Genomic DNA, 12518 nt, shown 5'->3' with positions numbered 1-12518 from the left:
AAGGACAGCATAGCCGTGCTTGCGGCTGGCGCCAGTGACCTCTCAGCGGTTACAGCGCGGTCCATGTTCGACCTCGACGCCTATCTCGCCCGCATCGACATGCCGGCCCGCCCCACGCTCGACGCCGCCGGGCTCGCTCGCCTGCAACTGGCGCATCGCCTCGCCGTGCCCTTCGAAAACCTCGACGTCGCGCTCGGACGCGGCATCGCGATCGACAGCGCGGCGGTGTTCGACAAGCTGGTGACCGCGCGTCGCGGCGGCTATTGCTTCGAACAGGACCGACTGTTCGGCGACGCACTGTCGGCGCTCGGATTCATCGTGCGCCCACTGCTCGCCCGCGTGTGGCTCGGCATGACGACACCACCACCACTGACCCACACGTTTAGCCTCGTGACGATCGAGGGTCAGCACTGGATCGCCGATGCGGGGTTCGGCGGCAGCTATGCGCCGCCGATGCCGCTGATCGACGGCGCAGAGGCGGTCGCGCCCGACGGTGCCCGCTTCCTGCTGGTGACCGAGGGCGACGGCTGGTTGCTGCTGCGCGACGGCCCCGCCGCGACGACCGACGGGCGCGGCGGCGGTGCCGGGTGGCAGCGGCAGTACAGCTTCACGCTGGCGACCGTCGAGCAGGCCGATCTCGCGCTCAGCAACCACTGGACCTCGACCGCGCCGGGCACGCGCTTCACGACGCACGCGATCGCCAGCATCGTCCTGCCGCACGGTTTCGCCGGCCTGACCGACCGCGCCTATCGCCGCCGCGCCGGCGACAACGAAACCGCCGGCATCATCGACGACCCGCGCGTCTATCGCATGCGCCTAGGCCTGATGTTCGGCATCGCCCTGACGAAGGAGGAGGTCGCCGCGCTGGGGCTGTTCGACTGACCGGCAACAGCCGGTAGAGCCGTCACCCCGGCGTTCGCCGGAGTGACGGCCCTCGATTACCCGACGAACGCCCGCTCGATCACATACGTCCCCGGCTGCGAGTTCGAGCCCTCCACGAAACCCAGTTCGTCGAGCATCTTGGCCGTCTGGTGGATCATCTCCGTCGATCCGCACAGCATCACGCGGTCGTTCTTCGGGTCCAGATGCTGCGGACCCTGCAACCGCTCTGCGAACAGGCTGCCGTCCTCGATCAGGCCGCCGATGCGCTTCGACGTGTGGAACGGCTCGCGCGTCACGGTCGGCACATAGTGGAACTGCGTCGCCGCCTCGTCCGCGACCAAAGGATCGTCCGTCAACCGCGCCGCCAGCTCGTCATGATAGGCAAGGTCCGACACGCGCCGCACCGAATGCACGATCACCACCTCGTCGAACATCCCGTACACGTCGGGATCGCGCGCCAGGCTCAGGAACGGCGCAAGGCCGGTGCCGGTCGCGAACATGAACAGCCGCTTCCCGCCCAGCAGCGCGTCGGTCACCAGCGTGCCGACCGGCTTCTTGCCCAGATACAGCTCGTCACCCGGCTCGATCAGCTGCAACCGCGACGTCAGCGGGCCGTCCGGCACCTTGATCGACAGGAACTCCAGCTCCTCCGCATAATGCTGCGAGCAGATCGAATAGGCGCGCATCAACGGCTTCTTCTCGCCCGGCAGGCCGATCATCACGAACTCGCCCGAACGAAACCGGAAGCTGTCCGGCCGCTCGATCGCGAACGAGAACAGATGCTCGTTCCAGTGGCGCACCCACAGCACCTTCGACGTCAGGAACGCGGCGTTCTCCGGGATCAGCGCGGGCGCGCGCTCCACGGCAGTGACAGTGTCGGTCATCAAGCTTCCGATGTTTTGCGAACAATGCGCAATATGGGCGGGTCCGCTGCATTGCAACCATAGCGCATCTTGGGCACGCCCCACGTTGCCTGTTCCGCTCCCGTTCCCCATATTCGCCCGCATGGCCATCCAGATCCGCACGAACCTGTCCGAACCGGAAACCGGCGAGAACTTCGTACCCCACCGCCCCGCCCGCCCCGAAAAGGTGGAGGGCGGCAAACGCTTCGAACTGGTCAGCGAATACACCCCCTCCGGCGACCAGCCGACCGCGATCCGCGAACTCGTGGATACCGCGCTGACGGGGGAGAAGGATCAGGTGCTGCTCGGCGTCACCGGTTCGGGCAAGACCTTCACGATGGCCAAGGTGATCGAGGCGTTGCAGCGGCCCGCCCTGATCCTCGCCCCGAACAAGATCCTCGCGGCGCAGCTCTACGGCGAATTCAAGTCGTTCTTCCCGAACAACGCCGTCGAATATTTCGTCAGCTATTACGACTATTACCAGCCCGAGGCGTACGTCCCACGCTCCGACACCTACATCGAGAAGGAATCGTCGATCAACGAGGCGATCGACCGCATGCGCCACTCGGCGACGCGGTCGCTGCTGGAGCGGGACGACGTCATCATCGTCGCCTCCGTGTCATGCCTGTACGGCATCGGCTCGGTCGAGACCTATTCCGCGATGATCTTCGACCTGAAAAAGGGTCAGACCGTCGACCAGCGCGAGATCGTCCGCAAGCTCGTCGCGCTCCAGTACAAGCGCAACGACGCGGCGTTCCAGCGCGGCAATTTCCGCGTCAAGGGCGACACGCTCGAACTCTTTCCCTCGCACTATGAAGACAGCGCGTGGCGGATCAGCTTCTTCGGCGACGACATCGAGGAGATCGTCGAGTTCGATCCGCTGACCGGCAAGAAATCGGCCTCGCTCAACAGCGTGCGTGTCTACGCCAACAGCCACTATGTCACGCCCGGCCCGACGATGAAGCAGGCGGCCGAGGCCATCAAGCACGAGCTGTCCGAACGGCTGAAGGAGCTGGAGGCGGAGGGGAAGCTGATCGAGCACCAGCGGCTCGAACAGCGGACGCATTTCGATCTGGAGATGATCGCCGCGACCGGCAGCTGCAACGGCATCGAGAATTACAGCCGCTTCCTGACCGGCCGCCTCCCCGGCGAGCCGCCGCCCACGCTGTTCGAATATCTACCCGAGAACGCGCTGCTGTTCGTCGACGAGTCGCACCAGACGATCGGCCAGATCAACGGCATGTCGCGCGGCGATCACCGTCGGAAGATCACGCTGGCGGAATATGGCTTCCGCCTTCCGTCCGCGATCGACAATCGGCCGCTGCGCTTCAACGAATGGGACGCGATGCGCCCGCAGACGGTGTGCGTCTCCGCAACGCCCGGCCCGTGGGAGATGGAGCAGACCGGCGGCGTCTTCGCCGAGCAGGTCATCCGCCCGACCGGACTGATTGACCCGCCGATCGAGATCAAGCCGGTCGAGGAGCAGGTGCAGGATCTGATCGTCGAATGCCGCAAGACCGCGGAGGCCGGCTACCGCACGCTCGTCACCACCCTGACCAAGCGTATGGCCGAGGACCTGACCGAGTTCATGCACGAAGCGGGCATCAAGGTCCGTTACATGCACAGCGATGTGGAGACGCTGGAGCGCATCGAACTGATCCGCGACCTGCGGCTGGGCGTCTATGACGTGCTGATCGGCATCAACCTGCTGCGCGAGGGGCTCGACATCCCCGAATGCGGGCTGGTCGCGATCCTCGATGCCGACAAGGAGGGCTTTCTGCGCTCCGAAACCTCGCTGATCCAGACGATCGGCCGCGCCGCGCGCAACGTCGACGGCCGCGTCATCCTCTACGCCGACCGCATCACCGGCTCGATGGAGCGGGCGATGAACGAAACCGGTCGCCGCCGCGAGAAGCAGGAGGAATACAACATCATCCACGGCATCACGCCGACGACGATCCGCCGCAACATCGGCGACATCATTTCGCACGTGTCGCAAGGCGATCAGGTCACCATCCCGATCGACGAGGACCGTCCGCACATGGTCGGCCACAACCTTCGCGCCTATATCGAGGATCTCGAAAAGCAGATGCGCAAGGCCGCCGCGGATCTGGAGTTCGAAACCGCGGGTCGTCTCCGCGACGAGATTCGCGCATTGGAGAACGACGAACTCGGCTTGCCCAGCCACGAACAGAAAGCGCCCGTCATGGGCCGCAGCAACGAGGGCAAGCCCGGCACCCGCAAGACCCGCTACGGCAAGGAATCGAAGATGCGGATGGGCGGTCGGCGCGGCGGACGGTAGCCTCTACCCCGTCATCCGCGCGCGGGCGTCAGCCGAGAGGCGATCCGCGCCGAAGCCCCACAATGCGTCGCCGGCGATCAGGAACACCGCGTCGCCCGACCGGATCACCCGGTCGGGCTGGGCTGTGCCGATCCTGACGATCCCGAACTTTGCGCCGCGGAGCAGGTCGATCGGACCCGGAACGACGATCCGCGGCAATAGCCCGTCCGCATCCCCGGCGAACATATCGGCTGACAGGACGGGAAGCCCTTCGTCGACCGGCAGCGACATCACCAGGTCGTCGGGCACGTCCAAAACCTGCCGGGCGAAAGTCACGAGCGTCGCGCCCCGCAATCGCCCGGTCGCGCAATCGATCCCGATCTCCGCCATCCCGCCGGGCTCATCGACGACCACGATCGTGCCCGTACCTCCGGTGCCAAAGGGACTTTCGAACGCGAACCGCACATGATCGTCGATCGCGGCCGTTCCGCCCTCCCCTGACTTGATGCCGGCGACGTGCAGTACGGTCACGGGCTGGCTTAGCCCGCGTTCAGGTCTTCGCCCGACACACCGTAATAGCTGGCGACCCGGTCCGCGTAAGCCTGGTCGAACACGGGTGCGTTGTTGGACCAGCTCGGCCCACCCTCCAGCAGGCGGCGGTCGACGGTGATGACGTACAAATCGCGGACGGGATCGAACTGGAGCAGGCCGAACGGCACCGGATAGAAACTCTTGCCCATCCCCAGGAACCCGCCGAGCGACAGTACCGCATGCGTGGTGCGGCCCGATCCCTTGTGGACCATGAACGAATAGACCTGCCCCACCGCGTCACCGTCGCGGCTTTCCACCTTCAGCGTGTGCGCGACATTGGATTGGATCAGCAACTGGGTGGGGGCCTGCTCGGTCGACATGGGTTACTCCTGATGGTCGCCGGTCGAACCTGTGGCGCGCCCTGCCGGTTCCATCGCCGAACCGGGCCTCACGCGGGTTGAGCATCGCCGCCGCCGCCCGTAGACGAAGGCGATGCGTGCATCCCCCCTGCTTCTCGTGCTGGCCGTCGCCGGCTGTGTCGCCCCGCCGGTCCAGCGCGCGCCCGCCCCCGCCGCGCCGGTCGCGCTGCCGCCGCCGCCGAAACCCGTCGCGTTATCAGGGGATTGGCAGGACTGGCCGGTCACGCCCGGCACCTGGAGCTATCGCCGCGACGCCCGCGGCAGCCTCGCGCTGTTCGGCCAGACTGGCAGTGACGCTGGCCTGACCCTGCGGTGCGACACGACGGCCCGACAAATCTATCTGTCGCGCAGCGGTGCGGCGACGGCAGCGCTGACGATCCGCACCAGCAGCGCGACCCGCGCGATCGCCGTCCAACCGACGGGAGGCACGCCGCCCTATGTTGCGGCCGCGTTCGCCGCCACCGACCCATTACTGGATGCGATGGCATTCAGCCGCGGGCGAGTAGTGGTCGAACAGCCGGGCGCGCCGACACTGGTGATCCCCCCCTATGCGGAGGTCGGCCGCGTCGTTCAGGACTGCCGCTGAACGGTCCATCGCATGAGCGGACGAATACCCGAAAAACCTCTTGTATCCGCAGCCCGGACACCGCACATTCCGGTTGTGATCGGGTCCGGTCACGTGGCTATTAACAAGCGAAAGGAGGTGATCCGATGTCTCATGGTTCAGCAGTGGGGTCGGTTCAGTTCGTTCGGGAGACTCGCTTCTAATATCCGTTTGAATCGTGTCGGGGGGTATCCTCCCCCAATCAACGGCACGACGAGGATGTCAGAAGCATCATGGTTTCCCGGGCTGGAGCTCTCCGGCCGCTGACCATGTTTAGGGGTTGTCGAGTCGCCGGGAGGCGCTCGGCAACCTCTTTTCATATCCGGGCTACGGACATGCCTATTCGGCGTCTGCGCGTCCGCCAGCTCTTGCGGCATCGCCCAACGGGTCATAACGCCGCCCTTTCGACGGCACCTCGGTTTGCGAGCCGCCGTCGCTGGGGTAAGCGACGATGACACGGGGCGTCAGGCACTATCGCATCGCGCCCGGCGTGACGGCATTCACACTCGTCCTCTGCTTCGCACCTCCCGCCGCCGCGCAGTCGGTGCAGGAACTGCAACGCCAGATCGACGAGCTGAAGACGATGGTCCGCCAGCTCCAGCAGGAGGCGCAGCAACGGACCCCTGCAACCGCGCTCGCGACGCCACCTGCACCCACGCCCGCGCCGCCGCAGGTTGCCGAGATACCACCGCCCCGCCCGATGATGACCGGGCCCGCCCAGGTCGCCGTCGCCCCGCCCCAGCGCAAGGCGTGGTACGACCGGCTGCGCCTGCGCGGCTACACGCAGATGCGTCTGAACGAGACGATCTCGGGCGGCGACCTCGATATTCCGTCGGGATCGCGACTACGCTCGGTTCATGACGGCGGTGTGACGGAGGCCGGCAATTTCACGTTCCGGCGATTGCGCATCGTCCTCGAAGGACGGGTCAGCGACGACGTCTCGATCTATATCCAGCCCGATTTCGCCACCCGCGTCGGTGGTCAGTCCGTCGGCGAACCACGGGAGGGGTTCGGCCAGATCCGCGACGCCTATGCCGACTGGTTTCCCGACAAGGAGCATCGCCTCCGCTTGCGCTTCGGCCAGTCCAAGGTGCCGTTCGGGTGGGAAAACCTGCAATCCTCATCGAACCGGCTGACGCTCGATCGCAGCGACGGGATCAACAGCGCGATCCCCAGCGAGCGCGAACTCGGCATCGTCGCCTATTATACACCCCCTTCCGTGCAGCGCATCTGGGATCGGTTGGCGGACGCCGGGCAGAAGCTGTTCGGCAATTACGGCGCGTTCGGCGTCGGCGTCTTCAACGGGCAGGGCATCAACCGCGTCGAGGTCAACAACGACCTGATGACCGTCGCGATGGCGACGTGGCCGGTGGAACTGGCGAATGGACAGGTGGTGGAGTTCGGCGGCGCGCTGCTCCGCAACCGGGTCCAGCCCGAAATCCGCACCGGCGGCACCAGTCCGACCGCGTTCCGTGACGAGCGCGTCGGCCTGCACGCGATGCTCTATCCGCAGCCGTTCGGCATCCAGGCGGAGTGGAATTGGGGTCGGGGTCCGGAATTCGATACACGCCTCGGCGCAATCACCACCCGGCCGCTCGATGGTGGCTATATCCAGACGATGTGGCGGGTCGGTCAATCCCCGCTGGGGACGTTCATGCCCTATGCGCGATGGCAGCGGTATCGCGGTGGGTGGAAGGCGGCGATCAACGCCCCGCGACTGGCGACGAACGAGCTGGAATTGGGTATCGAGTTCCAGCCGATCGCACCGCTTGAACTCACCCTCGCCTATTCGCGCATGCACCGGCAGGAGGCCGACGAGCGGCGCATCGGCCGCGCCGAAGGCAGCCTGATCCGCACGCAGCTTCAGTTCAATTACTGACCGCCGAATCGGCGCGCCGGCGTCGCAAGTGACCCGTCACAGGAACGATCGCGCCCTGTTCAGCACCACCTTGCACACCTGGTTCTTCATCTGACCGCCCAGCGAGTCCAGCGACAGCGCCTCACCGTTCGGCACCTGCACCTCACCCGCCTGCCCCGCCTTGTATTCTGGGGAGGAGGTGATCGCGCGCTTGCCCGTCAGTCGTCCCAGCACCCCCGCCGCGCCCGTCGACGATCCGGTCGCACCCAGCAGCCTGTTCTTGACGCAATAGCCCAACAGCCCGGCGGCGTTGCCCGCCCCGACCGAGCCGATCGCCGGCAGACCACTATTGCCCAGCAATCCGCCCATCTGCCCCAGCAACCCGCCCCCCTGCCGCGCCGCAGGAGCAGAGGACGCGCCGGTCTGCCCCCCGCTCTGCGCGATCGCGGCGGGACTCGACAGTAGCAGGGCGAGGGCAGCGATCGACTTCATGGCACATACTCCGGTGGACGCACCCAGAACGACCCGCCGAGGGCGGACGTTCCTGCTGCTCGTCCGTCCGCCGCCACCGCCAGCCGCGACGGCCGTGATCACGCGGGTGTCAGCAACCCCTCGCGCGCGATCTTCTCGCGCCAGACCAGCGGCGCGAGCTGGTGGACGTTCTGCCCCTCGCTATCCACCGCCACGGTCACCGGGAAATCGCTGACCTCGAACTCGTAGATCGCCTCCATCCCGAGATCCTCGAAGCCGACGACCTTGCTGCCCTTGATCGCGCGCGCCACGAGGTACGCCGCACCGCCGACCGCCATCAGATAGGCCGACTTCGCCTCGCGGATCGCTTCCGTGGCGGCGGGACCGCGCTCCGCCTTGCCGACCATCGCGAGCAGGCCCTGGTCGAGCATCATGCGCGTGAACTTGTCCATGCGCGTGGCGGTCGTCGGCCCGGCCGGTCCGACCACCTCCTCGCCGACAGGATCGACCGGCCCGACATAATAGATCACGCGGCCGGCGAACTCGACCGGCAGCGGCTCGCCCTTCGCCAGCATGTCGGCGATGCGCTTGTGCGCCGCATCGCGCCCGGTCAGCATCTTGCCGTTGAGTAACAACCGATCGCCATGCCTCCACGTCGCCACCACGTCCGGCGTCAGCGTGTCGAGGTCGACGCGGATCGCGGTCTTGTCCGGCGTCCAGTTCACCTGCGGCCAATCGCTCAGCTTCGGCGTCTCCAGATACACCGGGCCGCTACCGTCGAGCGTGAAGTGCGCGTGGCGCGTCGCGGCGCAATTCGGGATCATCGCAACGGGCTTCGACGCCGCATGCGTCGGCCAGTCGAGAATCTTCACGTCCAGAATGGTCGACAGCCCGCCCAGGCCCTGCGCACCGATGCCGAGCGCATTCACCTTGTCCATCAGTTCGATGCGCAGCGCTTCGATGTCGTTCCTCGGGCCCCGCTGCTTCAACTGGCCCATGTCGATCGCGCCCATCAGCGATTGCTTGGCGAGCAGCATCGCCTTTTCCGCGGTGCCGCCGATGCCGATGCCCAGCATCCCTGGCGGGCACCAGCCCGCCCCCATCTGCGGCAGCATTTCCAGCACCCAGTCGACGATCGAATCACTGGGGTTCATCATCTTGAACTTGGACTTGTTCTCCGACCCGCCGCCCTTCGCCGCGACGTCGACGGACACCGTCGTGCCCGGCACCATCTCCACGTGCAGCACGCTCGGCGTATTGTCCTTGGTGTTGCGGCGGGTGAAGGCGGGGTCCGCGAGGATGGAGGCGCGCAGCTTGTTCTCGGGATGCAGGTACGCACGGCGCACGCCCTCGTCGACGACCTCCTGCAAGCTGCGGCTGCCCTCCAGCCGGCAATCCTGGCCCCATTTCACGAACACGGTGACGATGCCGGTATCCTGACAGATCGGGCGATGCCCCTCTGCGCACATGCGGCTGTTGGTCAGGATCTGCGCGATCGCATCCTTGGCGGCGGGCGATTGCTCGGCCTCGTACGCCTCGCCCAGGGCGCGGATGTAATCCATCGGGTGATAGTAGCTGATGAACTGGAGCGCGTCGGCGACGCTCTCGATCAGGTCGGTTTCGCGGATCGTCACGGTCATGCCCGGCGCCTTAGCGTCTCCCCGGCGCGCGATGCAAATGGCTGGCGGGCAGTGGGGGCGATCGACAACCGGGCCATCAGCAACCTGTTAACGCGGCGCATGCTAGCCGGGTGGAATGTCCGTGGAGCTCCCCGTCCTACCCCCCGTCCCGCTAGCGGTGATGCTCGGGGTCGTCGAGGACGGGCGCACGACCCGCCGCGACGCCGCCAGGCTGGCGCTGGTCGGCGCCGCCTGGCCGGCGGCCCTCGCCGCGCTGATGATCGCCGCGATCGTGCAGATGATCGTCGAGGGCAGCAGCATTGCTTCGGCGCTCTGGACGGCATGGCTGATGGCCGGCACCGGTGCGACGTTCGGCGTCGTGCACATGGCGCGGAATACGCCGCCGCATCGCCGCATCCGGGCCTTGATCGCTGCCGCCGCCGCGGTCGGATCGGCGATCCCGCCGCTGTTGTGGAATCACGGCGCGGCGACGGGCGGCAGCCAACTGGCTTGCGTGGTCGCGCTGATCGGCGCGGGCTGGCTCGCCGGTATCGTCCTCGCGCCCGTTCGCATCGCGACGCTGGCCTACGCGGGGGGTGCGGCGGTCGCACTGACGATCTGTAGCGGCGGCGGCTGGCCCGCTTTGTCCGCGCTCCTCCTGCTGCTCGCTCTGGGGTCGCTGACGCTGCGGCTGGTCTTCGCCGACCACGCCGCTGCCGTCGCCAACGATCTCGCCCACGGTGAAGGCCGGTTCGCCGCGAAGATGGTCGCCGAGTTCGAGGGTCAGGGGACCGGCTGGTTCTGGGAAGCCGACCGTCAGGGCCGCGTCACCTATATCTCGGGCAAGGTCGCGGCGGAGATCGCCGCCTTCGGTCCCCATCCGGTCGGGCGCGCACTGACCGACATCTTCCGCATGGACGCCGCCACGCCCGGCACGGAGCGGACGCTGGCCTTTCACCTGTCGTCGCGCACCTCGTTTTCCGACTATTCCGTCTGCGCCGCCGGCGATCGGCGCGGCGCGCATTGGTGGTCGATCAGCGGCCGGCCGGCGCTGGACGAACTCGGCCGCTTCTCCGGCTTCATCGGCTCGGGCGTCGACCTGACGGAAAAGCGCCGGTCGGAGGCGGAGATCACCCGGCTTGCGCTGTTCGACGGCCTCACCGGTCTCGCCAATCGTCAGCGCATGCGCTTCTCGCTCGACAAGACGCTCGCGCCGCCGCCCGGCCAGCGTCGCCCGGCCGCCCTGTTCCTGATGGACCTCGACCGGTTCAAGTCGGTCAACGACACGCTCGGTCATCAGGCCGGCGACGAACTGCTGAAACAGGTCGCCCAGCGCCTGCTGCGCGAAATCGGCGACAAGGGACTCGTCGGCCGGCTTGGCGGCGACGAGTTCAAGGTGTTGCTGCCCGGCGTCGACTCGCGCCCGATGCTCGCCGACCTCGCCCGCGCCGTGATCCTGGCGTTGTCGCAACCCTATTCGGTCGCCGGTACGTCGGTCACGATCGGCTGTTCCATCGGCGTCGCGCTCGCGCCCGATCACGGCGAGGATGCCGAGACGCTGGTCCGCAACGCCGACCTCGCCTTGTACGCCGCCAAGGCCGACGGGCGCGGCGTTCACCGCTTCTACTCGCCCGACATGCTGGCGGGTGCCCGCAGCCGCCAGCAGCTGGAGGACGATCTCCGGCAGGCGCTCGTCACCGGCGGACTGCACATCGCCTATCAGCCGGTCGTCAACACCAGCGACGAACGCATCGTCGGGTGCGAGGCGCTGGTCCGCTGGACCCATCCCGAGCGCGGACCGATCTCTCCGGCCGAGTTCATCCCGGTCGCAGAGGAATGCGGCCTGATCGAACAGCTCGGCGAATGGGTCCTGCGCACCGCCTGCCTCGATGCGGCGGCCTGGCCGGGCGAGATCCGCGTGGCGGTCAACGTCTCGCCCATCCAGTTCGCCAGCGCCCAGCTTCCCGCCCTCGTCACCAGCGCCCTCGCCCGCTCGGGCCTCGCTCCGTCGCGGCTGGAGCTGGAGATCACGGAGGGCGTGTTCCTCGACGAGACGAGCTCGTCCGATCGCATGTTCCGCGCGCTGAAGGGAATCGGCGTCCGGCTGGCGCTCGACGATTTCGGGACCGGCTATTCCTCACTCGGCTATCTGCGCACCGCCCCCTTCGACAAGATCAAGATCGACCAGAGCTTCGTGCGCGGCGCCGCGCAGCCCGGCAACCGCAACGCCGCGATCATCCGCGCCATCGTCTCGCTCGCCGACACGCTGGGGATGGAGACGACCGCCGAGGGTTGCGAGGTGCAGGACGAGGTGTGGCTGATGCGCGATCTGGGGTGCAGCCACATCCAGGGTTATGTCTATGGCCGCCCGATGCCGTCGGCCGATATCACGGCGCGGCTGGCCGACGACGCCGGCCCTACCGCCGCGTCGGGTTACCGCATCAGCCGCGCCCCCCGCACCCGCATGCTCCGCGCCGCCCACATCGCGATCGACGGTGTGGAGGGCGACGTCCGCCTCCGCGACATCTCCGCCACCGGCGCGATGATCGAGGGAATCGCGATCGACGGCGCACCACAGGATTTCGACGTCCTGATCGAGCTCGTAAAGGATCGCATGATCGCCGCCAAATTGCGCTGGGCGTCGGACGGCCGCGCCGGGATCGAGTTCGTCGAGCCCATCGACGTCGACCTCGTCACCAACGCACCGCAGCGTGCACTGCGCCGGGCGGGCTAGCCCTTTCACCGGTTCCGGCCGCCGGTCACTGCCCCGTTTACGATCGATTAAATATTTTCGTTCGCGCTGCGTTCCCTTGCGCTTCGACGGGGCGGCGCGAATCCGTGCGTCGCGGCGGCGCGGCATCGAACCGATCTCCCGCAGATCGGCGATCCGCGCAGATCGCGCTTGCCTCTCCCGACCGAATGCCACAATCTCTGGGGGTAAGGTACGGATC

Annotated in this window: 10 protein-coding genes; 5 read left to right on the top strand and 5 right to left on the bottom strand. The window is 67.2% G+C overall.

Going from position 1 to position 12518, the window contains the following annotated elements:
• The first annotated feature begins 63 nt into the window (after nucleotides 1–63).
• On the top strand, nucleotides 64–882 hold the full coding sequence (locus tag ILT43_RS08835) for an arylamine N-acetyltransferase family protein (protein ID WP_204198589.1): 819 nt from the start codon (nucleotides 64–66) through the stop codon (nucleotides 880–882).
• A 56-nt stretch (nucleotides 883–938) separates the two neighbouring features.
• Here the strand turns inward: ILT43_RS08835 and ILT43_RS08830 are convergent, their stop codons facing one another.
• Nucleotides 939–1766: a ferredoxin--NADP reductase gene (locus ILT43_RS08830; RefSeq protein ID WP_204198588.1), complete on the bottom strand. Its 828-nt coding sequence runs from the start codon at nucleotides 1764–1766 to the stop codon at nucleotides 939–941.
• 121 nt (nucleotides 1767–1887) lie between these two features.
• Between ILT43_RS08830 and uvrB the strand changes: the two genes are divergently transcribed.
• Nucleotides 1888–4086, top strand: a complete 2199-nt coding sequence (gene uvrB, locus ILT43_RS08825) for an excinuclease ABC subunit UvrB (RefSeq protein WP_204198587.1) — start codon at nucleotides 1888–1890, stop codon at nucleotides 4084–4086.
• A gap of 3 nt (nucleotides 4087–4089) precedes the next feature.
• Here uvrB and ILT43_RS08820 read toward each other — a convergent pair whose 3' ends face one another.
• Nucleotides 4090–4596, bottom strand: coding sequence for a hypothetical protein (locus ILT43_RS08820; protein WP_204198586.1), 507 nt, complete (start codon nucleotides 4594–4596; stop codon nucleotides 4090–4092).
• Between the two features lie 8 nt (nucleotides 4597–4604).
• Nucleotides 4605–4976 carry a PRC-barrel domain-containing protein gene (locus tag ILT43_RS08815; protein ID WP_055843864.1) on the bottom strand — a complete coding sequence of 124 codons (372 nt, stop codon included), beginning with the start codon at nucleotides 4974–4976 and terminating at the stop codon, nucleotides 4605–4607.
• A gap of 112 nt (nucleotides 4977–5088) precedes the next feature.
• Here ILT43_RS08815 and ILT43_RS08810 point away from each other — a divergent pair, with 112 nt between their 5' ends.
• Together ILT43_RS08810 and ILT43_RS08805 are read left to right on the top strand one after the other, a co-directional pair.
• Nucleotides 5089–5601, top strand: coding sequence for a hypothetical protein (locus tag ILT43_RS08810; RefSeq protein ID WP_204198585.1), 513 nt, complete (start codon nucleotides 5089–5091; stop codon nucleotides 5599–5601).
• A gap of 469 nt (nucleotides 5602–6070) precedes the next feature.
• The gene (locus ILT43_RS08805) at nucleotides 6071–7498 is read left to right on the top strand and encodes a porin (protein WP_204198584.1); all 1428 of its coding nucleotides are present in this window, start codon (nucleotides 6071–6073) and stop codon (nucleotides 7496–7498) included.
• A 36-nt stretch (nucleotides 7499–7534) separates the two neighbouring features.
• Here ILT43_RS08805 and ILT43_RS08800 read toward each other — a convergent pair whose 3' ends face one another.
• Nucleotides 7535–7969: a DUF2501 domain-containing protein gene (locus tag ILT43_RS08800; RefSeq protein WP_204198583.1), complete on the bottom strand. Its 435-nt coding sequence runs from the start codon at nucleotides 7967–7969 to the stop codon at nucleotides 7535–7537.
• A gap of 98 nt (nucleotides 7970–8067) precedes the next feature.
• Nucleotides 8068–9588 (bottom strand): fumarate hydratase, encoded by a 1521-nt coding sequence (locus ILT43_RS08795; RefSeq protein ID WP_204198582.1) that lies wholly within the window; start codon nucleotides 9586–9588, stop codon nucleotides 8068–8070.
• A gap of 115 nt (nucleotides 9589–9703) precedes the next feature.
• Between ILT43_RS08795 and ILT43_RS08790 the strand changes: the two genes are divergently transcribed.
• Nucleotides 9704–12301, top strand: coding sequence for a putative bifunctional diguanylate cyclase/phosphodiesterase (locus ILT43_RS08790; RefSeq protein WP_204198581.1), 2598 nt, complete (start codon nucleotides 9704–9706; stop codon nucleotides 12299–12301).
• The last annotated feature ends 217 nt before the right edge of the window (nucleotides 12302–12518 follow it).

This window comes from Sphingomonas longa, assembly GCF_016892685.1.
In the GTDB taxonomy this organism is placed as follows: domain Bacteria; phylum Pseudomonadota; class Alphaproteobacteria; order Sphingomonadales; family Sphingomonadaceae; genus Sphingomonas; species Sphingomonas longa.
This window is presented reverse-complemented; position numbering and strand designations above follow the sequence as displayed.